Source organism: Pantoea folii (assembly GCF_056678875.1).
The window spans coordinates 682,533-702,193 of record NZ_JBWXON010000001.1; the positions used below are offsets into that span (position 1 = coordinate 682,533).

Here is a 19,661-nt window from a genome sequence, read left to right on the forward strand (position 1 = left end):
GCGTAGCGACTTTAACCACATGTTATTGCGGTTATTAGCGCTTAGATTCAACCAATCCTTTCGCTTGTAATTTGACCTAACCCGTAACGAAGACTATAGTCACGCTTACGGATATTTTAAGGCAAGGAGGGGTAAATGGGCATTTACCTGACGCCAGAATTTCAGGAAGAGAGATGTAATGCACGCATCAATGATAAAATTTTGTGTAAAGCTGCAAAGTCGATTTTTGCGGGATTACATGGAGACCCATTAGGACATTACACGTTCAAAAAACGACTCGGGTTGCCTGGTGTGGGGGCATCTGACGGCGCGCGTAGCATTGTTTTCTTCAATTATGGCAACAACATTTATTTCTTTGATATGTACTTGAAAAGTCAGCTATCAAAGAAGAAAGGCAAAGAACTTGAAGATGATGAAATTGATGCTTATTGCCGTATCGCTCGGGATTTTATTGCGATGTCAGATGAGAAGGTCCGGGAGTTGATTAAGTTAAAAGAACTAATCGAGGTAACTTGTGATGACTGAACGCTTAAAGAAAATCCACGATATGGCGCAGCGCTACAACCAATTGGGCGTTGTTCAGGGCGAGACGGTTGCGGAAATCAGTGCGGCGATCGAAGCTCGTAATATCCCTCCAGTACGCGCTATGTCTGGGATTGAGATTAAAGCGGTACGCTTAAGATGGAAGATGTCGCAGGCGGCGCTGGCAATGACTACAGGCATGTCAGTTGAGAGTGTTTCAAAGTGGGAACGTAACGAGAGTAAACCCAATAAAGCGGCTTTGCGTATCCTCAACACCATTGAAGATAAAGGCCCAGCGGTTTTCATTCTATAAAACATAAAAGCCCTGTTGGGCTTTTATGCATCAAATAACCTATCACCGCTCATCAAACGGCACGCCGCCTTTAGATTTATGATGCTTAGGCGTTTCAATGATTGAAACCGTCACCGAATTGGCATCAATCTCAAACGAGTCCGCGACTGCGGCAGTCACCGCTTTCAGCAACTTCTTCTTCTGCTCAACTGTGCGGCCTTCCGCAGCATAGACAACGATCTCTGGCATTCCCGTTTCTCCTTGAGGGTTCAGATTCGGTTTCAGCATAACCCAGTCATGCCCGAGGATGCAGTGTCAATTTGTCATAAACACCCGCGCAAACCGTTTATCCCCGCAGACGATCTGTGTTTAAATGTGTATTGTTATGTTATAACGTAATATCTCTGGGATTTTTATAGCGGTATTTTTCGGAAACCATAATGAAATCAATGAAAAAATTGCTGATCGCCACGGCGCTCGGCCTGGCTTCGTGCGCCTCATTCGCGGCGCAGCATCAGGAAAACACGGTGCGCATTGCCGCTCCGTTTGAAATTAAAGGTGCCGATCCGGCGCTTTCCGGTGACATCCTTCTGCGCATGGATGTGGTGGAAACGCTGGTGGAAGTGAATCAACGCGGTGAACCGATACCGGCTTTGGCGAAGAGTTGGCAGGTCTCGGAAGACGGTTTACGCTGGCAATTACAGCTGCGCGATAACGTGCATTTCCATGATGGTTCGCCACTGGATGCGGCAGCGGTAGTGAAATCACTCAATACTGCGCGGAGTAAAGCGGGATTACTGGATAAAACACCGATCACTGAGATCAGCGGAGAAGGGCAGGTGGTGACCATCACGCTGCGCGAGCCTTTCACACCTCTGCTTTCCGTCCTGGCGGAAAGTCGCTCGCAAATTCTGGCGTTATCCAGCTGGGATGCACAGGGCAACTTCACGCGCATCATCGGCTCCGGGCCGTTTATGCTGACCGCCTTTCAGCCGCCGCAGTCGTTAGCGGTAAAACGCTTTGAAGGGTACTGGGGAGAAAAACCATACATCGCCGCAGCCAGCTATCTCTCTTCTGGCCGGGCAGAGACCCGCGCGCTGCTCGCGGAAAGTGGTGATGCGGATTATGTGTTCAATCTTGATGCCGCCAGCCGTCAGCGTCTGGCACGCAAACCTGCGCTGCAACTCCCCGCCATTCCCGTGCCGCGCACGCTTATGCTGAAGCTCAATCTGGGCGATCCGCTGTTAGCGGAACAGCCGGTGCGCGAAGCGATCAGCATGGCCATTGATCGTAATGCGTTAGCGATGGCGGTGTTGCGCTATCCGGGTGCTGCCAGCCAGTTGTTCCCGCCGAACATGGGCGAGTGGCACAACGCGGCGCTGCCTCCACTCTCCTATCAGCCCGATTCGGCGGTCACGCTGTTGCAGAAAGCCGGCTGGCAACCGGGATCAGATGGTGTGCTGACCCGCAACGGCCAGCGATTCAGCCTGACGCTGCTGACCTTCCCGGATCGCCCTGAACTGCCGTTGATGGCGATGGTTATCCAGCAGCAACTGCGCAAAGTCGGTATTGAAGTGAAGATTAACTCAACCAATGCCAGCGAAATTCCTGCCCAGCATCACAGCGGGAAACTGCAACTGGCGCTGTTCTCACGCAACTTTGCACTCACGCCCGATCCAACCGGCACCTTATTGCAGGATTATGCCGAGAAAGGTGGCGACTGGGGGGCGATGAACTGGCATCCGACAGGATTCAGTGGCGCACTGCATACCCTGACGCAATCCACCGATGCCTCCGCGCGTGCCCAGGCTCGAACGTTAATCACCTCGGCGCTGCAACAGGATCTCCCGGTGATTCCAATCGCCTGGTATCAACAATCTGCAGCGATCAACAGTCAGTTGCAAAACGTCGCGCTCGATCCGTTTGAGCGTCACTTTGGCCTGCGCCAACTGCGTTGGGAGCCGTGATGATCAGACAACTAAGCTGGCGGCTGATGCAGGCTTTTTTTGTGGTGCTCTCAGTGGGTTTACTCACCTGGTTTCTGGTTCGGTCGCTGCCGGGCGATATGGCGTGGCGCATTGCCAGCGGTCGTTACGGCTATGATCGGGTTGATGCGGATGCCGTCGCGCGCGTGCAGCAGGAGTTAAGTGGCGCAGCCGATCAAGGCAGCGCCTTACTGCACTGGCTGTTCGATCTGCTGCAATTCAACTTTGGTCGCTCGCTGGTTTCCGGCGAGCCGGTGATGGATGAACTGCGTTGGCAACTGAGTCAGACGCTGGCGTTAGCCGGTGTTTCATTGCTACTGGCGATCATTATCACGCTGCCGTTGGGTATCTGGGCCGGCTGTCACGCCAATGGCAAAGTGGATCGGCTGCTGTTTTGGCTGACGTCGATGCTTAAATCTGTGCCGCATTTTGCACTGGGTATGCTGCTGATCGTGCTGTTCGCGCTGCAACTCGACTGGCTGCCGAGTGCGGGACACGGTGAGCTGCGTCATTTCCTGTTACCCGCATTGACGCTGGCCTTGTCGCTAAGCGCGGTGGGCGTGCGCGTGGTGCGCGAAGCCACCTGGCAGGTGGTGAACGCGGGTTATTACCAATGGGGGGCACAAAAAGGTCTGGCGCCCGCCACTTTGCTGCATCGTCATGGTTTACGCAATCTGGGAACGCCGGTGCTCACCTGGTTCGGCATGCAGTTTGTCTGGCTGGTGGAAGGCGTGGTGGTGGTAGAAACCTTGTTTGCCTGGCCCGGCATTGGTCATGCGTTGGTTCACGCTATCTTCGCCCGCGATGTAACGGTGATTCAGGCCAGTGCCATGGCGCTCGGCCTGCTGTTTGTCCTGCTTAATATGCTGGTAGATGCAGGTTGTCATCTGCTGGATCCGCGAGGGACGCGCCCATGAAATTAACTTCACGTCATGTCGGTTTACTGCTGCTGGCGCTGCTACTGAGTTACGCCTTTTTACTGCCTCTGTTTCATCATGGTGATCCTCTGCAACAAGAACTGCTCAACATGTTGCAGCCGCCCAGCCAGGCCAATCTGTTAGGTTTTGATCACCTGGGACGTGACATGCTGCCGCGCCTGAGTGCGGCGCTGCGCCTGTCACTGGGTCTGGCTGCGCTGTGCGTGATCAGTGCCATGCTGGTCGGTGTGCTGGCTGGTGTTCTCAGCGCGCTTTATGGCGGTGTGCTCGACCGTGTGGTCAGCATGCTGGGGGATATGTGCCTCGCGCTGCCCGGCTTGCTGCTGGTGCTGTTACTGGCGGCGATTGCCCCGGACTCGCCGGAGATGCTGTGGTTAGGCATTTCGTTGGTGCTGTGGGTGGAATTCTTCCGTGTGACACGCGCCACCTTACGTCCGATTGTGCATTCGCCGGGCATGCAGGCGTCGAAACTGCTGGGTTTTAACGCGATTTACCGCTTTCACCGTCACCTTTGGCCGGCACTCGCACCTGTTTTGCTTACCGTTGCACTGTTCTCGTTTAGCAGCGCCATCATGGCCGTGTCGGCACTGGGATTTATCAGCGTCGGTGTCCGTCCACCGACACCGGAATTGGGCTTGATGATGACCGAACTGCTGCCCTTTGCCTGGGAAGCCCCCTGGTTGCTGCTGCAGCCTGTGGTCGCACTGTTTTTATTGCTGATTAGCCTTAACCTGATGATGAAAAAGGAGCGTGTATGAAAGGATTACAGGCCATCGGCATAACCATCGCAACAGCAGAAGCCACGCTGGTGGAGCCGGTTGATTTCCACCTGCAACCTGGCCAACCGCTCACCTTATTGGGTGAGACTGGTTCCGGAAAAAGCCTGTTGGCGCAGGCAGTAATGGGAATTTTGCCGGAGACACTTCAGGCCAGCGGAACCCTGATCATCAACGGTCAACGCTATCAGTTACCGCAGGATCGTGATGCGTTACGCAGCTTGTGGGGAAGGACTATGGCCTCGCTGCCACAAGAACCCTGGCTGGCGCTCGATCCCACCATGGCGATTCAGCAGCAGGTTGCGGAAGGCTATCAATATATCCGAGGGCACTCCGCGCCGCGAAGCATGGCGGCTGCGCAGGATGACCTCACGCAGTTGGGATTACAGGTTGCGGCACAAAAATTCCCGTGGCAGTTGTCCGGTGGCATGGCACAACGTGCGGCATTTGCAGCGGCGCGCGCGGGAGGGGCGGAGATCCTGATAGCAGATGAACCGACTAAAGGTCTGGATGTGTCCCGACGCGATGACGTTGCTGCATTGCTGCGTAGTGAAGTGGCGGAAGGTGGGACGTTGTTGACCATCACGCACGATATCGCGCTGGCACGTCAGTTGGGCGGAGACGTTATCGTCATGCATAAAGGCAAAGTGATCGAACAAGGCTCAGCACAGCAGGTGTTACACACCCCGCAGCAGCGCTATACCCGCGAGTTGCTGGCTGCCGATCCCGCTGCCTGGCCGCAACGGCAAAGCACGGTAATCCGCAGCAAACCCGTAGTGAGCGCGCAGGGGATAAAGCTGCAGCGCGGCGGAAATGCGTTGGGCGTGCCAGAAAATTTCACTCTGCATGCTGGGGAAATTGTCGGCTTACATGGTGCCAGCGGCAGTGGAAAAAGCAGCTTTGGCGATGTATTGCTGGGATTACTCACGCCACAGCAGGGCAGCATCACACGTCATGTCGCGGCGAGCGCGCTGAGGTATCAGAAGATCTATCAGGATCCCTCGGCATTGTTTCCCCCCACGCGCACACTGTCACAAAGCCTGGAGGAGGTGCTGCGCCGTCATCGCATAGAACGGTCTAAACGCGACACGTTAATGGAGCAATTGGCGTTAGAGTCTTCATTACTCACGCGCTGCCCGGATTCCCTCTCGGGCGGCGAGTTACAGCGCTTCTCTCTGTTACGCGTCATGCTGCTTGAGCCGGTTTTCCTGTTCGCCGATGAGCCGACATCGCGGCTCGACCCTCTGGTACAGCAGCAAACTCTGCAGCTGATAACGCAGATGGTGCGTCAGCTGCAGTGCGGCGTGCTGCTGGTGAGCCACGATCGCGAACTTCTGGAGAAGGGGACAGATCGCGTGATTGCGATGCAGGCGGCTTAACGTTCTGGCGGCTGGCTATCACCGACACCCAGTGAGCGCTGCATCACGACGGTGTCGAGCCAGCGGCCATGTTTGAATCCCACCGATTTCATCACACCGGTGTGCTCGAAGCCGAGCGCCCGGTGTAATCCCAGCGATCCCTGATTGGCGCTATCTCCCACGATGGCGATGATCTGGCGAAAGCCTGCTGCTTCTGCCAGCGCAATCGCTTTTTGCAATAACGCCCGCCCGACGCCACGTCCGGTTTGTTCACGGTCGAGATAAATCGAATCTTCCAGCGTGAAGCGATAGGCATAGCGCGGTCGATAAGGTGCCAGATAACAATAACCCAATACCTGTTCATCCTCTTGCGCCACCAGCCAGAAGCCACCGCGCTGCTGCACATCTTTGACGCGGTTGAGCATTTCGCTTTCGCTGGGTGGTTCGGTTTCGAAGGTGGCGGTGCCGTGGAGAACGTGCCACGCATAGATTTTCTGAATGGCAGCGGCGTGATGAGGTCGGGCGGGAATAATATCCATATGTTCCTGATAATCGGCTAGCGAAAAACACAGGATGCCACTGTGTCATGCGCCAATCATCGGGTTTGAACATAGGAAATTATTATGACTAATTTTGCTCCGACAGCTGCACCGCCATGGTATTCGCTTCCAGCGCTTCGAAGATGTGCGGTTCGTCGGCGGGGTAGCAGATGTAGTCACCTGGATGAAGTTCGACCGGGGCATCGGTAGGCCCAACAAGTGCGCGACCCTGCGCAATAATGATGTGTTCTACGGAACCGGGCGGATGCGGATGAGAGGCGCGCGGTGCGCCCGGCTGGCTGGTGATTAGATATAAATCACGACGACCGCCCGGCGGACAGCTGGCCAGTAGCGCGGCCTGATAATCCGCGAGTTCAGCTGACACCATCATGCCCTCACCACGACGGATCACCTGCAAACGCTTCACTTCCGGTTCCATCAGGCGGGCAAACGGAATATTGAGCGCCACGCACAGTGACCATAACGTCTCAATGCTGGGATTGCCGTTGCCCGCTTCCAGTTGGGAAAGCGTGGATTTCGCAATGCCGGCACGGCGGGCGACTTCGGTTAACGAGAGCCCGGCACGCTGGCGTTCGCGCACTAATCCAGCAGAGATAAGATCGATCGGTGGTGTCACAATTACTCCTGTTCTTTATATCGAACGATTTGTTCATCTTGTAAAACAATTCGGGCGCGTTCATTATAACGGCTTTCCTGTTCGATATGAGATCAAATTGTGATGCGTCTGGGTGCAGTTCCGCTTGATCGCGGCGTATTAAAAGCGATTTTCCTGGTTTGTCTGGCCGACGGTATTGTCGGGCTCTCTTACGGTTCGCTGGCGGCGGCGGATGGTTTTCCGCTGTGGGTGCCCATCGCGCTCTCGACGATGGTGCTGGCAGGCGCATCCGAGTTTCTGTTCATCGGCATTGTGGCCGGTGGTGGCAGCCCATTAACAGCTGCGGCGGCGGGTTTACTGGTCAACGCGCGCCACTTGCCCTTTGGTATTGCAGTGAAAGATCTGGTCGGGCAGGGCGGACGCAGTTTGCTGGGTTGCCATATCATGAATGACGAAAGCGTGGTATTTGGCATTTCGCAAAAGACGCTTTCCCAACGACGCGCCGCATACTGGGTGTGTGGTTTAGGGATTTTTGCTATCTGGCCACTCAGCGTGGTGTGCGGCGCATTTATCGGGCGCTTCATTCCTGATGTTTCGGCGATTGGTCTCGATGCGGTTTTTCCTGCCATCCTGATCGCGCTGATCTTTCCCGCTTTGCGTCAACGTCGCACGCGGATTCCGGCCACACTCGGTACGGCATTGTCAGTACTCGCCACGCCGTTTGTTCCGGCGGGAATGCCGGTATTGTTTTCATTGTTGGGCTTATTAAGCTGGCGGGAGCGCAAAAATGCACAATAACTTCGTGATTGCCGGGATCGCGCTGCTGGCCGTCGGCACTTATGTGATGCGCTTCGCGGGTTACCGACTGGGAAGCCGTATGCCGATGTCGGAATCGGTGCGCAATATGCTCTCGGATGCTGCTACGGTGCTGTTACTGGCGGTTGCCGTCACCACTGCACTATTTGAAGGCAGCCACTTCGCAGGTGTCGCGCGGATAGCAGGCGTGTTGTTTGCTGTGTTTCTCGCCTGGCGCCGTACGCCGTTGATTTTAGTGATTGTTGGCGCGGCCGTGATGACGGCATTGCTGCGTTATTTTGGGGTGCCTTAAGCCAAAAAGAACAAACTTGCGGCAAGGGTTTTGCTACTGTGGGACTTCCGTATTCATCGCACAGAGAAGAATCCATGACACCGCGCTTAGCGCTTCCACATGAAGCCGCCGACTTGTGGCGTATTCGCAATCTCGCGATTCGCGATGGCTGCCAGTCAGTTTATCCGCCTGAAGTGATTGCCGCATGGACGCCTGACGCGTTGCCGTCAGGTTACTTTGAGGCGATTAAGGGCAATCCTTTCTACGTGCTCGACGATCCTGAGTTGGGCGCTGCCGCTACGGGCTTTCTCGATGTCAAAAGCGGCAGTGTGGAAGCGATATTTACCCTGCCAGCGTGTAATGGCAAAGGCTATGCCAGCGCCATTATGAACGCGATTATCGCGGAAGCCCGCCAGCGCGGTTTTCGGCAGTTGACCCTGGCCGCAACACCCAATGCCAGCGGTTTCTATCTGCGCCATGGCTTTAGCACCGTGCGTGAAGCCTTGTATCCTTCCGCTCTGGCCAAAGCCGATCTCCCCTGCGTCGAAATGATACTGACACTATGATTGAGTAAGTGAAAACAACATGGACAGCGCCAAAATGGTGATTAACTGTGTGGCTTATCGCCACGGCAAACGTGAAGAGCATGTCGATGTCGCCGACATCAGCGAAGTACTCAAAGACGAAAGTGCGTTTATCTGGCTGGGTTTGAATCAGCCTGAACCGGCTTTTATGCAGACGTTGCAGGAAGAGTTTGGCCTGCATGAGTTAGCAATTGAGGATGCGCTGGTGGCCCATCAGCGCCCGAAGATTGAGCAATATGGTGAGTCGGTATTTATCGTGGTGAAAACGGCACATCTCGACGATCAGCAGCGCATCAGCTTCGGTGAAACCCACTTTTTCCTCGGTAAAAACTTCCTGATCACCGTCCGCCATGGTTCATCGGAAGGCTATGCGGCGATACGCGCCAGGGCAGAAAAAAACCACACCATGTTGTGTCAGGGACCGGGCTACGCGTTTTACTGCATTCTCGACTTTATCGTTGACCACTACAGCAAAATCACCGAATCACTCAGCGAGCGTATCGGTACGCTGGAAGGGGGCATGTTTACCACCCGCTTTGACAGTAAAACGCTGGAGGATGTCTATCATCTCCGGCGCGAACTGCTGGCGCTGCGCAATGCCGCGATGCCGGTGACTGAGATTTGTGCCCAACTGGCGCGTTTTCACGAAGACATTATTCCGAAGAACCTGCGTGCCTACCTGCGTGACGTTCAGGATCATGCTCATCACGTGATGATAGATGCCGAGGATATGCGTGAAATGCTCACCAGCGCAATGCAGGTCAATCTGGCACTGGTGTCGGTTCAGCAGAGCGAAGTGAATAAAAAGTTGGCGGGCTGGGGTGCGGTGCTGATCGTCCCGACCATTGTCTTCAGTATGTATGGCATGAACTTCTCTGATATGCCCGAACTGAAAACCCACTTTGGCTATCCCGCGGTACTGGTGGTGACGCTGGCGATCTGTGGTGTGATGTGGTCACGTCTGAAAAAAGCAGGCTGGCTGTAATCTTTTTATCAGATGACTTTATTATCACTGCGCTGGTGATAGCGGCGCAGTGAACTGAGATCTTCATCCACACATTTCCCTGAACGATTTAACTGCAAGTGAGTGATTGAGCGGCTTGTCGCGCAAAACCTTCATCCAATTGCCACGGTTTTGTCATTTCGCTGTTTTTTTCATCATCATCTTTTCCTATAACAACGCCAGATTAAATACAACATATCCCACATTAACCACATAACCCGGTCTTGCTTCATTCGCCAACTGTTGCCACTATCGCTGCATAATGATGCCAGAAATGCAGGGTGTAACCATGGCGGTGGACCAGAATTTATTTAACTCGATGCCTGATGTTATTGGCGCGGCGCAGCAGATTCGTCGCGGTGATATCAGCAGTGAAAAGCTGGTGGGGAATTGCCTTCAGCAAATAAAATCCCACAATCCCACATTGAATGCCTTTGGTGATGTTTACGATGAGCAGGCAATGGAAGACGCTAAAAGCTGCGATCGCGAACGTCAGTCGGGCAAGAGTCGGGGTCCATTGCACGGTGTGCCGTTCGGCGTCAAAGATCTGTTCTCTACGGCTGGGTTGCGCACCACCAAAGGTTCGCTCACCTCATTGGATAACGTACCAGAAAGTGACGCGCCGATTATTGAACGGCTGAAGGCGGCGGGAGCGATCATTGTCGGTAAAACCACGACCACCGAGTTTGGCTGGACCGGATCAAGCTATTCACGGGTATTTGGTCATGGGCGCAATCCGTGGGATCCGGCGTTAACCAGCGGCGGTTCCAGTTCGGGATCGGCAATCAGCGTGGCGGCGCGCATGGTGCCCGCCGCGCTGGGCTCCGACGGTGGCGGATCGGTGCGTATCCCCGGTGCTTTTTGTGGCATTTTCGCCCTTAAAGCCTCGCTGGGACGCATCCCGACCTGGCCGTGGTCTGCCACTGAAATGCTCAGTCATGCCGGGCCGATGACGCGCACGGTTCGTGATAGCGCACTGCTGTTTGATCTGCTTTCTGGACCGGATGCGCGCGACCATCAGGCGCTACCAGCGAAAAATGAATCCTGGCTGGCACGCTGCGACCAGCCATTGCCCGCGCTGCGTGTGCATTACAGTCCCACGCTGTTTAACACACCGGTCGACGAGCAGATTGCGCGTTGCGTCGAACAGGCGGTGGAGCAGATTGCCCATACGTTACCGGTGACGCTCACGGCACGCCCGCTGGATTGGTCATCACCGTTTGAGACATTTGACACTTTATGGAGCGGCGGGCGCGGTGTGGCGTATGGTGCCGCACTGCAGCAGCAGCTCGACCAGCTCGATCCGGGCTTTGCCGCGCTGATTGAACGCGCGCAGCGCCTGAATCTGGCCGACTACCTGGCGGCGCAAAAACAACGCGCAGCGTTTGCCGGACAAGTGCACGCCTTGTTTGACAGCGTGGATTTACTGATCACGCCTACGCTGCCAGTGCTGCCGTTCTCGGCCGATCGCCATGTGCCGGAAAATCAGTCGCCGGGCGACAGCGGAGTAGAGTGGGCGCGCTGGACACCTTTCACCTGGCCATTCAATTTGAGTGGTAATCCGGCGGCGACGATTCCCTGTGGTTTTACCGCGCAAGGTTTACCGGTGGGTTTGCAGGTGATCGGCCGACGTTATGCGGAAGGCGACGTATTGCAGTTCTGCGCGGCGCTCGAAGCCCTGATGCCGTGGGATCAACATCAACCTTCTCTGTAAGGCGCGGCCTTGAGACCGCCCGAAAGGTATACTGCGGTTTTGGCCTCTAAAAACAGAAGGTAAGTATGATTAATCAGCCACGTCTGGATGAGATAAAACGGATTTTACACCACGACAAACGGGTGCGCGTCACGGAACTGGCGCAGAAATTCGTGGTGTCAGAAGAGACGATTCGCCGCGATCTTAAATATCTGGAAGAGCAGAGCGTATTACGACGCGTGCACGGCGGTGCCATTTTACCGGTGCCCAGCGAAGAGCAGCCGTTACAGATACGCAGCCGTATCAAGCCGCGTGCTAAAGCGCGTATTGGTCAGCTGGCAAGCGAATTAGTGGAAGAGGGGATGGCGCTGTTTCTGGATACCGGCACTTCAACGCTGGCACTGGCGCAGCAGTTGACCCGCTTCTCGCGTTTGAAGGTTATCACGAACTCAATGGATATCGCCGCGCTGCTCACGCAGCAAAGCGACAACGCTGTCACGCTAACACCAGGGCGCGTTCGGCGAAATGATAACGCACTCATTGGCCCCCATACGCTGGAGTTCGCGCGTCAATTCCACTACGACATTGCCTTTATGGGCATTGGTGCAGTGGATCGGGACAACGGTTTTATGGATTACGAAGAGCCTGAGGCGTTATTAAGGCGCGTGCTGAGCACGCACTGTCGCCAGAGTGTGATTCTGGCAGATGAAGGCAAATTTGGACTGCGAACCTTTGTGAACACGCTGCCGTTTAGCGCGGTTGACACCTTAGTGACCAATGCGCGACCCGCGGCAGCTTTTGTAGCGAGTCTGGAGAGTGCCCATGTCAACATCCTCCATCCCGGCAATGCCGCGGATGACACCGCAAGATTATCAGGCGTTTGATGCGCTGTTCGCCCTCAGCAGCAGCATTGGTGCGACACCCGCAGGCGGCTTACATCGCCTGACGGCATCCGCTGCGGATAAGCAAATGCGCGATGCCTTTTGTACCTGGCTGACGCAACAGGGTTTTCACGTTCACGTGGATGAAATTGGCAACATCTTTGGCTTGATGACGCTTTGCGAAGGCGCGCCGTGGGTGCTGTGCGGTTCGCATCTGGACAGCCAACCGCTGGGTGGGCGTTTCGACGGTGCCTACGGTGTCACCGGCGCTGCAGTGACCATGGCAACATTGGCTCGCCAGCTGCGCGACCATTCGCAAACCGCGCAACGTAATCTGGCGGTAGTGAACTGGACCAATGAAGAGGGTGCGCGCTTTCAACCCAGCCTGACCGGCAGTTCAGTGTTCACAGGCGCACTCTCGCTGGAGCAGGCTCTGGCGTGTTGTGATGGCGAAGGTATCTCGTTGCAAACAGCTTTGCAAAATATTGGTTATCGCGGAACGGCGTTACCCGATCTGACGGTGGCGGCCTACTGCGAACTGCACGTTGAGCAAGGTCCACATCTTGAATTGCAGCAGAAACAGATAGGTGTAGTGACGGAAACCTGGGCGGCACTGAAATGGCAGGTGACGTTTCGCGGAGAGCAAAACCATACCGGCCCGGCATTGATGGATCGCCGGCGGGATGCGCTGCTGGCAGCCGCGCACACCATTGTGGCGGTGCGTGCAGAGGCTGAACGCTATGGCGAAGCGCTGCATACCTCGGTGGGCCGTCTGGAAACCGTGCCTAATTCGCCGAACGTAGTGACTTCTGAAGCCACGTTATTTATAGAGTTTCGTTCTGCTGATGAAGCGCTTTTGCGCCAGTTGCGCGACAGCTTTAGCCAGCAGATGCAATCGATTGCGCAGAACACGGCCACCGATGTCAGTCTCGACCGTGCACAGTATCGTCCACGACAGCAGTTACATTCGGCATTGAGTGATATGGCTTTAGCGCAGGCGGAAAAATTGGGGCTGAAAGCGATGCCGATGCGTTCAGTAGCAGGTCACGATGCGATAAGCATGAGCTATCACTGCCCGAGTGCATTGTTGTTTGTGCCCAGCGTAGACGGCCTTTCGCACAATGAACGTGAATACACCGCCACCGCCGACTTGCATCGCGGTCTCGACATGTTGATGGCGATGCTCACTGAGCTCTGCCTTAAAGGGAAGGACGCCCTATGTTGATGCGTTTACAGCAAGCGCTGGCGAATTGGCAACCCGCGCAATCCTTTGATATTCAGCCAGGCACGGCAGGTGTGGCGTCACCGCATCGTTTGGCGACGGAATGGGCCGGATTTCGCCTGCAGTCGGCGGGGCAAGGCTATTATGCCAAGGTGCTGTTCGATGATCAGAAAGCGTTGATTGATTTCCAGCGCAGCGCCGAAATTAGCCGCCAGGCGGGCGAGTTGGGCATCGCCCCGTCGCTATGCCACGCCGATCCGCGCAATGGCGTTCTGATCTTTGCGGCGCTGGATGACAGCTTCCGCTGGGCGCGACTGGATACGTTACGCGATCCGCATCACTTTGCCAGCCTGACGCGCACGCTGGATAAATTACATCACTCAGGATTGCCGTTGCCCTTACACAGCCGCCAGCAGGATATGTTGCGGCTACGTTTTCAGCTGGAAACACAGGGTGTGCAACAGCCAGAAGAGCTGCAATGGATGGGGGAATGTGTCGATTTGGCGTGGGAAGCACTCAACGCCGTGTCCTATACACCCGTTTTGATCCACGGCGATAACATCGCCAGCAACTGGATGGTCAACCCTCAGGGTGAATGGCGCTTGCTGGACTTTGACTATGCCGCGCGCGGGGATGCCTGGCACGATATCGCGACGCTCATCCACGAACAACTGCCTACTGACGATCGCTGGCGTGATGCGATTCGTGCGTGGCGCGGTGACTGCAGCGAGGCTGATGTGGCGCGTTGTCGCTTATATGCGCTGGTGGATGATTATCACTGGACGCTATGGGGCATGCTGAACGGTGTCACCAGCATGCGCGGCCTGGAATTTGCCAAGCTCGGCCAGTGGATGCTGTTGCGCTGCCGTCAGAGCCTGAGCGATCCCCGTTTTGAACGTTGGTTAAACCTGACTGCGGAGCAGGCAAAATGAGCAAATCTCTGGGTGAAGCGCAAAGCTGGCAGGAACAGCGGGTGGAACAAGCTATTACGGCGATGTCGGAATGGCAGGGCAGGGCGGTGCAGTATCGTCCGGTAAGCGGCGGTATTTCCAACGCCAACTGGCACGTGGCAGTCGAGGGCGCGCCTTGTGCTTATTTCGTCAAAATTCCCGGCGAAGGCACCGAGCGCTTTATTAATCGTGACACCGCACATGAAGCGAGCCTGAAAGCCGCGCAAACCGGCTATGGCGTGCCGGTGGTGGCCTATCTGCGCGATCTTGGCGTGGAAGTGTTTGAGTTCATCGATGGCTGGCGCGCCTCGTCAAACCTCGATTTCCAGCAATCCGCGATTCGTCATCGTGCGTTGCAGGGCTTGAAAAGTTTCAACGATCAGCCGTTGCTCAGGCAGAACAAAACCGTATTCGACATGCTTAATGAGCATATTGAGCAGGTCAGTGCACTCAATGTCGCGCTCTCTGCTGATGCTGCCTGGTTGCACAAACAGGCACAGCGCGCGCAGCAGGCGTTAGAAGCGGCGGGATTAGATTTGGTGCCGTGCATGAATGACACGCTGGCGGGTAACTTCATGCTCAATGCGCAGAACGATATTCGCCTGGTCGATTTTGAATATGCATCAAATAACGATCGCTGTTATGAACTGGCGCTGTGGTTTGGCGAAATGTTTTTCACACCGAAAATAGAACAGGAATTGCTGGAGGACTATTTCGGTAAAGTGGATGCAGCATTATTCGCTCGCGTGCAAATTCATAAGTATCTGGCGGATATGAAGTGGTCAACCTGGGCCATTATTCAACATCATGTGGCCGATATTGATTTTGATTTTTCAAAATATGGTGCCTGGAAGCATTTACGGGCGCGCAGCGTGTTAAATCATCCCGACTGGGAAAACTGGCTACGCGCGGTGTAAGCGGAACGCGCCAGGATTAAGTCCTTGTAAGATCGTCTGTAACATTATCCGTCCGTCGTATTTTCGGACAGCGCTCTTTGCTGTCTGATGTTGAGGTTACACCAAAGGGGAAATGCTGATATTCAGCAGGTAAAGGAGTGCGCACACCGTCAATTAATATTGAGGAGGTTATTATGAGTTCGATGGTCATGGCGCAGCAATTACGCGCCCGCATAAGTATTAAAAATAAAATCTTCGCCCTATACCTGTTGGCATTATTACTGCTGGCACTTTGCCCACCGCTTTATTTAAGCGTCAGCGGAAGTAGTGCGTTATTACTGGGGATACCTCTGCCGATCGTTTATTGGCTCGCGATTGCGGTATTCCTGGGTGTGGGATTATGGGTTATGTATCTGGCGGAATGCGCGTTTGGCGAAATTCCGGATGATGAGGAAGTCGCATGAAAATCACTGCAGCAGAACCCCATTATTTAATTACCTTTGGCATGATTGGCCTGTTTCTGGCGATCATGATTGCCGTGCTGTATGCCACCAACCGTAAAAGCACCTCCTTTTCTGATTACGCCGTCGGCGGCCGATCGTATGGGCCGTGGTATATCGCCATGAGCTATACCAACTCGTGGTGGCCGGGAGCGACTTTCACCGCTTTCTTCTCACTGTCGGTGAGCGGAGTGATCGGCTTCTATGGCGCGGTCTACTCAACGCTCGGCGTGACAGCCATGTATCTGATGGCGCGCCGCGCGTGGAAATGGGGCCAGCACTTCAATCTGACGACACAACCCGATCTGCTCGGCATGCGTTTCAACAGCCCAGCGGTGAAGCGAGTTGCGTCGATTATCGGCATCATCTGCGTCTTCCCGTGGGTGGTGATGGGGATACAGGCACTGGCGTTGTTGGTGGAATTTGCCAGTTTTGGTCGCTGGGGCGTCACCACCTGCCTGATCGCTGGCGTGTTGTTGATTCTGGTGCGTCAGTACTGGACCGTCAGCATGGGCATGCGCGGGTTGATCATGACGGATATGTATCAAGGCATCATCGCCTATGGGTTGGGTGCGCTGGTGTGCGTGGTGCTGTTGTTTGGTGGCGATCATGGCTTTAGCCAACTGGCGACGTTACCACCTGCAATGCTGCAGATTCCGGGCGCGGAAGGTTCGCACTATGGTCCCTGGTATATGTTCAGCCTGATTTTCACCGGTGTGATTGGGTCAATGTGCTGGCCGATGAGCTTCCAGCGCATTTATACCGCCAGCGGCATCCGTGCCGTCAAGAAAGGCACTTTGCTGACGATTCTGCTGGTGGGCGGTTTTTACGCCATCCTGATGCTGTTCGCCACGGCGGTCAGTCAGGATCCTAACGTGCAGGCCAATCCACAAAATGGCTTCTTCACGGCGCTGTTTGATCAGGGCGGTCCGTGGTTACTGGCACTGGCGCTGGTGATTGTTCTTGCTGCCAGTATTGGTCACGTTGATGGATGCGTGCAGGTATGTGGTACGCAGTTTGCCAACGATCTGGCGACCTGGAATAAACCGCGTAGCGATCGTCAACTGACGGTGCTGGCGAAGTCGGGCATGGTGGTATTTATTGTTGCTGCCGCGCTGTTGGCGTACTTCACCTTCAACTATTCCCGTTTGCAGCTGCTGGCGCAGATCTCCTATCAGGGGATTATTCAGCTGGCGGTGCCGTTGTTCTTTGGTATCTTTAGCCGCTTTGGTAACAAACAGGGTGCGCTACTGGGCATGATGACCGGGATTATTATCGCTATCGTGCTCACCGTGTTCTTCCCGGATGACATCCCGGCGCTTGGCTCGCTGACCAGCGGCATCGTTGGCCTGGCGGGTAACGTGGCGGTGTTTGTGGTGTGTGGTTTGCTGATCCCGGTTGACGACAAAGAGAAAGCCCGTGTCGAAGCTTTGTTCGCGCTGGCTGATGGCGTGAAAGCACCGGTGGCAAAACCGCTGATGAATTAACCCGTTGCAATCCTTTTCGTATCAAGGCCATGATAACGCTCTGACCCCTTATCGGAGCCTATCATGGCCGCCTCTTCGCCGTTCAATATTGGTCTGCTACTGTTCCCTCATCTCACTCAACTCGATCTCACTGGCCCGTGGGAAGTCTTTGCTCGCATGCCCGGCGTGAACAATTATCTCATCTGGAAGGATCGGCAACCGGTGATGTCCGATCGTGGTTTAGCCATCGTGCCGACGACAACGTTTTCTGAGTGTCCGCCCCTCGACCTAATCTGCATTCCTGGCGGTCCGGGACAAATTGCGCTGATGGAGGATGAAGAGACGCTGGATTTTGTGCGGCAAAAGGCCGAACAAGCCCAATGGGTGACATCGGTATGTACCGGTTCACTGGTGCTGGGGGCCGCCGGTTTGTTGCAGGGATATCGTGCCACTTCGCATTGGGGGTCATTGGATCAGCTCAGCCTGCTGGGCGCCACGCCGGTAGCCGAACGTGTGGTACGCGATGGTAATCGGATGACCGGCGCGGGTGTCACGTCAGGTATCGACTTTGCACTCACTGTGGCAGAAGAACTGTTTGGCCGCGACGTGGCGGAAAACATTCAACTGCAGATGGAGTACGATCCCGCGCCACCGTTTCATGCAGGTTCACCACGCAGCGCCTCGCCGGAACGACTGGCGCAGGCGCAAAACCAGATGCATGACTTTATTGCTCGCCGCCGCGAGGCCACAGAAGCTGCCGCCGCCAGGCTTAAGCGCTAACTAACTGGCCCAGCTCCAGCTTCAAACAGCGATCGGCGAGGTGGAAATAGCGTTCGTCATGGGTGATCACCAGAACGGTTTTTCCCCGTGCTTTCAGCGCGGGGAGCAGTTGGTGGTAAAACACCTCGCGAAACGCCGAATCCTGATCGGCTGCCCATTCATCAAACAGATAGAACGGGCGGTCTTCCAGCCAGGCCACCAGCAGCGCCAGGCGCTTACGCTGTCCGGTGGAGAGCGCCAGCGTCGAGAAAGTGCCCTCCACCAGCGTCACTTTTCGGGTTAATTGCAGGGCATCCAGCAGGGCTTGCGCTTCGTCATTCCAGCGTGTGCTGTCGATGCCTTGCAAATCCTCAAACAGATGAAAATCATTAAACACGGCAGAAAACAGCTGACGATAACCGGCGCGGTTGCTCTCATTGATCACTTCACCGTCCAGCAGCAGTTGGCCGCTATCCGCCTGATATAAGCCGGTAAGCAGTCGTGCCAGCGTGGTTTTACCGCTGCCGTTGCCGCCCGTCAGATACACCAACTCACCGGGACGAAACTGCAATGAGAGGGGGCCGAGCTGAAATGCCTCATGCTGATAGGTGATGTCGCGCAGTTCCAGCTGATGGAAACTGAGCTGCGGTGCATCAAAGGTTGTTTGCTCAGGTGGCAGCTGCTGCTGCATGGCTTGAATGCGTTTGAGCGCAACCTGCGTGAGTGTCAGGCCGGGCAGGGCGGCGAGCGCTGTCTCAATCGGCACGATCATATAAAGAAACACCATCGCGAAACCAGACATCACCGCGCCGTGCAGATCCAGCATGTTGGCGAGTAAAAACATCACCACGCCAATAAAGGCGAAAAAGAAGACGCTGGCCCAAATGTTGGCCAGAGCATACAGCACGTAACCGCGCGTACGTTCCACACGCACCTGCTCGATGGTATTGAAAAGTTTGTTATGCAGAAACGCCTGTTTGCGCGGGGCGTGTAAGCGCAGTTCTTTCGCACCGCTGAACAGCGCGCTCACTTCACCAGTCAGCGTCTCTTCACGCTGACGTGACTGGCGCATCAGTTTTAAGGCGCGCCGATGCACTCCACTGTAGCCGAGTGAGCCTATCAACACTGTGATAAGCGCAATCATCATCACGGTCAGCGACAGATAACCGAGATAGCCCATGCAGCCGATGATCACCGCCAGCGACATGACAAAACCGGGCAAGGCAATAAAGAACACCACCACCTGGTCGAGGTCCTGCGTCAAAACGCTGAGGGCACGCGGCATGCCGTGCTGTTCAAGATCGGCATAACCGGCATCCGCTACCTGCTGGACCAGCTTGCGGCGCAACTCGGCTTTGCAGCGCTGACCCATTGCCATAAACAGGGACTGACTCAAAGTGCGCGTGCCCAGCATCAGCAGCGCCAGCAGGGCGAACTGCCACGCCAGTTGCCAGCGCTGCGCCTCCGTGGCGCTCAATCCCTGATTGATGAGTGCCAGGAGCGCCGCGTTGCTCAACCCACCGATCACGCTGCAGGCCAGCGCGACAAAAAACAGCACACCGGTGGTGCGCAGTAACATCAAATAAATCGACAC

General features: G+C 55.4%; 22 protein-coding genes. 18 read left to right on the top strand and 4 right to left on the bottom strand.

Annotation, left to right across the window (positions count from 1 at the left end):
• Positions 1 to 135 precede the first annotated feature (135 nt).
• Both AC1MDE_RS03265 and AC1MDE_RS03270 read left to right on the top strand, forming a co-directional pair.
• Positions 136 to 525, top strand: coding sequence for a type II toxin-antitoxin system RelE/ParE family toxin (locus AC1MDE_RS03265; protein WP_480344247.1), 390 nt, complete (start codon positions 136 to 138; stop codon positions 523 to 525).
• Positions 518 to 835: a helix-turn-helix domain-containing protein gene (locus tag AC1MDE_RS03270; protein ID WP_097117631.1), complete on the top strand. Its 318-nt coding sequence runs from the start codon at positions 518 to 520 to the stop codon at positions 833 to 835. Before AC1MDE_RS03265 ends, AC1MDE_RS03270 begins: the two co-directional genes overlap by 8 nt.
• A 42-nt stretch (positions 836 to 877) precedes the next feature.
• On the opposite strand, the gene AC1MDE_RS03275 is transcribed toward AC1MDE_RS03270, so the two are convergent.
• Positions 878 to 1,063 (bottom strand): tautomerase family protein, encoded by a 186-nt coding sequence (locus AC1MDE_RS03275; protein ID WP_034822328.1) that lies wholly within the window; start codon positions 1,061 to 1,063, stop codon positions 878 to 880.
• A gap of 191 nt (positions 1,064 to 1,254) precedes the next feature.
• Between AC1MDE_RS03275 and AC1MDE_RS03280 the strand changes: the two genes are divergently transcribed.
• Genes AC1MDE_RS03280 through AC1MDE_RS03295 form a run of 4 tightly spaced genes read left to right on the top strand, consistent with a single transcriptional unit; the run spans position 1,255 to position 5,892 of the window.
• A complete protein-coding gene (locus AC1MDE_RS03280; RefSeq protein ID WP_480344248.1) occupies positions 1,255 to 2,781 on the top strand; it encodes an ABC transporter substrate-binding protein in 1,527 nt (508 codons plus the stop codon).
• A complete protein-coding gene (locus AC1MDE_RS03285; protein ID WP_480344249.1) occupies positions 2,781 to 3,716 on the top strand; it encodes an ABC transporter permease in 936 nt (311 codons plus the stop codon). Before AC1MDE_RS03280 ends, AC1MDE_RS03285 begins: the two co-directional genes overlap by 1 nt.
• The gene (locus AC1MDE_RS03290) at positions 3,713 to 4,495 is read left to right on the top strand and encodes an ABC transporter permease (RefSeq protein ID WP_058960461.1); all 783 of its coding nucleotides are present in this window, start codon (positions 3,713 to 3,715) and stop codon (positions 4,493 to 4,495) included. The genes AC1MDE_RS03285 and AC1MDE_RS03290 overlap by 4 nt, the downstream gene beginning before the upstream one ends.
• Positions 4,492 to 5,892, top strand: a complete 1,401-nt coding sequence (locus AC1MDE_RS03295) for an ABC transporter ATP-binding protein (RefSeq protein WP_479399925.1) — start codon at positions 4,492 to 4,494, stop codon at positions 5,890 to 5,892. The genes AC1MDE_RS03290 and AC1MDE_RS03295 overlap by 4 nt, the downstream gene beginning before the upstream one ends.
• Here AC1MDE_RS03295 and AC1MDE_RS03300 read toward each other — a convergent pair.
• Positions 5,889 to 6,410: a GNAT family N-acetyltransferase gene (locus AC1MDE_RS03300; protein WP_058960463.1), complete on the bottom strand. Its 522-nt coding sequence runs from the start codon at positions 6,408 to 6,410 to the stop codon at positions 5,889 to 5,891. The two genes, AC1MDE_RS03295 and AC1MDE_RS03300, sit on opposite strands and share 4 nt — an antisense overlap.
• Before the next feature lie 88 nt (positions 6,411 to 6,498).
• A complete protein-coding gene (locus AC1MDE_RS03305) occupies positions 6,499 to 7,047 on the bottom strand; it encodes a helix-turn-helix domain-containing protein (protein ID WP_045831923.1) in 549 nt (182 codons plus the stop codon).
• 102 nt (positions 7,048 to 7,149) lie between these two features.
• Between AC1MDE_RS03305 and AC1MDE_RS03310 the strand changes: the two genes are divergently transcribed.
• From AC1MDE_RS03310 to AC1MDE_RS03365, 12 genes are all read left to right on the top strand, one after another.
• Positions 7,150 to 7,824 carry an AzlC family ABC transporter permease gene (locus tag AC1MDE_RS03310; RefSeq protein WP_097117625.1) on the top strand — a complete coding sequence of 225 codons (675 nt, stop codon included), beginning with the start codon at positions 7,150 to 7,152 and terminating at the stop codon, positions 7,822 to 7,824.
• Complete coding sequence (locus AC1MDE_RS03315) at positions 7,814 to 8,134, top strand: AzlD domain-containing protein (RefSeq protein WP_058960465.1); 321 nt, start codon at positions 7,814 to 7,816, stop codon at positions 8,132 to 8,134. The genes AC1MDE_RS03310 and AC1MDE_RS03315 overlap by 11 nt, the downstream gene beginning before the upstream one ends.
• A gap of 74 nt (positions 8,135 to 8,208) precedes the next feature.
• A complete protein-coding gene (locus AC1MDE_RS03320; RefSeq protein ID WP_480344253.1) occupies positions 8,209 to 8,679 on the top strand; it encodes a GNAT family N-acetyltransferase in 471 nt (156 codons plus the stop codon).
• Positions 8,680 to 8,713: 34 nt separating this feature from the next.
• Complete coding sequence (gene corA / locus AC1MDE_RS03325) at positions 8,714 to 9,682, top strand: magnesium/cobalt transporter CorA (protein WP_034822760.1); 969 nt, start codon at positions 8,714 to 8,716, stop codon at positions 9,680 to 9,682.
• A gap of 292 nt (positions 9,683 to 9,974) precedes the next feature.
• On the top strand, positions 9,975 to 11,414 hold the full coding sequence (locus AC1MDE_RS03330) for an amidase (protein WP_480344254.1): 1,440 nt from the start codon (positions 9,975 to 9,977) through the stop codon (positions 11,412 to 11,414).
• A gap of 65 nt (positions 11,415 to 11,479) precedes the next feature.
• Positions 11,480 to 12,277 carry a DeoR/GlpR family DNA-binding transcription regulator gene (locus AC1MDE_RS03335; RefSeq protein WP_034822308.1) on the top strand — a complete coding sequence of 266 codons (798 nt, stop codon included), beginning with the start codon at positions 11,480 to 11,482 and terminating at the stop codon, positions 12,275 to 12,277.
• A complete protein-coding gene (locus tag AC1MDE_RS03340; RefSeq protein WP_268152710.1) occupies positions 12,216 to 13,499 on the top strand; it encodes a Zn-dependent hydrolase in 1,284 nt (427 codons plus the stop codon). The genes AC1MDE_RS03335 and AC1MDE_RS03340 overlap by 62 nt, the downstream gene beginning before the upstream one ends.
• Positions 13,493 to 14,428 (top strand): phosphotransferase, encoded by a 936-nt coding sequence (locus AC1MDE_RS03345; protein ID WP_480344256.1) that lies wholly within the window; start codon positions 13,493 to 13,495, stop codon positions 14,426 to 14,428. The genes AC1MDE_RS03340 and AC1MDE_RS03345 overlap by 7 nt, the downstream gene beginning before the upstream one ends.
• Entirely contained in the window at positions 14,425 to 15,363 is a 939-nt protein-coding gene (locus AC1MDE_RS03350) for a phosphotransferase (protein ID WP_479401793.1), read from the top strand. The genes AC1MDE_RS03345 and AC1MDE_RS03350 overlap by 4 nt, the downstream gene beginning before the upstream one ends.
• A gap of 173 nt (positions 15,364 to 15,536) precedes the next feature.
• On the top strand, positions 15,537 to 15,806 hold the full coding sequence (locus AC1MDE_RS03355; protein ID WP_034822302.1) for a hypothetical protein: 270 nt from the start codon (positions 15,537 to 15,539) through the stop codon (positions 15,804 to 15,806).
• Positions 15,803 to 17,329: a sodium:solute symporter family protein gene (locus AC1MDE_RS03360; protein ID WP_166932404.1), complete on the top strand. Its 1,527-nt coding sequence runs from the start codon at positions 15,803 to 15,805 to the stop codon at positions 17,327 to 17,329. The genes AC1MDE_RS03355 and AC1MDE_RS03360 overlap by 4 nt, the downstream gene beginning before the upstream one ends.
• 63 nt (positions 17,330 to 17,392) lie before the next feature.
• A complete protein-coding gene (locus tag AC1MDE_RS03365) occupies positions 17,393 to 18,088 on the top strand; it encodes a DJ-1/PfpI family protein (RefSeq protein WP_268152700.1) in 696 nt (231 codons plus the stop codon).
• Here AC1MDE_RS03365 and AC1MDE_RS03370 read toward each other — a convergent pair.
• The gene (locus AC1MDE_RS03370; protein WP_480344258.1) at positions 18,078 to 19,661 is read right to left on the bottom strand and encodes a cyclic peptide export ABC transporter; all 1,584 of its coding nucleotides are present in this window, start codon (positions 19,659 to 19,661) and stop codon (positions 18,078 to 18,080) included. The two genes, AC1MDE_RS03365 and AC1MDE_RS03370, sit on opposite strands and share 11 nt — an antisense overlap.

Excerpts from the sequence above, each read along its gene's own strand:
- AC1MDE_RS03265 (WP_480344247.1), top strand. The coding sequence starts at position 136 with ATGGGCATTTACCTGACGCCAGAATTTCAGGAAGAGAGATGTAATGCA.
- AC1MDE_RS03285 (WP_480344249.1), top strand. The coding sequence starts at position 2,781 with ATGATCAGACAACTAAGCTGGCGGCTGATGCAGGCTTTTTTTGTGGTG.
- AC1MDE_RS03310 (WP_097117625.1), top strand. The coding sequence starts at position 7,150 with ATGCGTCTGGGTGCAGTTCCGCTTGATCGCGGCGTATTAAAAGCGATT.
- AC1MDE_RS03360 (WP_166932404.1), top strand. The coding sequence starts at position 15,803 with ATGAAAATCACTGCAGCAGAACCCCATTATTTAATTACCTTTGGCATG.
- AC1MDE_RS03335 (WP_034822308.1), top strand. The coding sequence starts at position 11,480 with ATGATTAATCAGCCACGTCTGGATGAGATAAAACGGATTTTACACCAC.
- AC1MDE_RS03345 (WP_480344256.1), top strand. The coding sequence starts at position 13,493 with ATGTTGATGCGTTTACAGCAAGCGCTGGCGAATTGGCAACCCGCGCAA.
- AC1MDE_RS03290 (WP_058960461.1), top strand. The coding sequence starts at position 3,713 with ATGAAATTAACTTCACGTCATGTCGGTTTACTGCTGCTGGCGCTGCTA.
- AC1MDE_RS03365 (WP_268152700.1), top strand. The coding sequence starts at position 17,393 with ATGGCCGCCTCTTCGCCGTTCAATATTGGTCTGCTACTGTTCCCTCAT.
- AC1MDE_RS03330 (WP_480344254.1), top strand. The coding sequence starts at position 9,975 with ATGCAGGGTGTAACCATGGCGGTGGACCAGAATTTATTTAACTCGATG.
- AC1MDE_RS03340 (WP_268152710.1), top strand. The coding sequence starts at position 12,216 with ATGTCAACATCCTCCATCCCGGCAATGCCGCGGATGACACCGCAAGAT.
- corA (WP_034822760.1), top strand. The coding sequence starts at position 8,714 with ATGGTGATTAACTGTGTGGCTTATCGCCACGGCAAACGTGAAGAGCAT.
- AC1MDE_RS03315 (WP_058960465.1), top strand. The coding sequence starts at position 7,814 with ATGCACAATAACTTCGTGATTGCCGGGATCGCGCTGCTGGCCGTCGGC.
- AC1MDE_RS03280 (WP_480344248.1), top strand. The coding sequence starts at position 1,255 with ATGAAATCAATGAAAAAATTGCTGATCGCCACGGCGCTCGGCCTGGCT.
- AC1MDE_RS03275 (WP_034822328.1), bottom strand. The coding sequence starts at position 1,063 with ATGCCAGAGATCGTTGTCTATGCTGCGGAAGGCCGCACAGTTGAGCAG.
- AC1MDE_RS03270 (WP_097117631.1), top strand. The coding sequence starts at position 518 with ATGACTGAACGCTTAAAGAAAATCCACGATATGGCGCAGCGCTACAAC.
- AC1MDE_RS03320 (WP_480344253.1), top strand. The coding sequence starts at position 8,209 with ATGACACCGCGCTTAGCGCTTCCACATGAAGCCGCCGACTTGTGGCGT.
- AC1MDE_RS03295 (WP_479399925.1), top strand. The coding sequence starts at position 4,492 with ATGAAAGGATTACAGGCCATCGGCATAACCATCGCAACAGCAGAAGCC.
- AC1MDE_RS03350 (WP_479401793.1), top strand. The coding sequence starts at position 14,425 with ATGAGCAAATCTCTGGGTGAAGCGCAAAGCTGGCAGGAACAGCGGGTG.
- AC1MDE_RS03300 (WP_058960463.1), bottom strand. The coding sequence starts at position 6,410 with ATGGATATTATTCCCGCCCGACCTCATCACGCCGCTGCCATTCAGAAA.
- AC1MDE_RS03355 (WP_034822302.1), top strand. The coding sequence starts at position 15,537 with ATGAGTTCGATGGTCATGGCGCAGCAATTACGCGCCCGCATAAGTATT.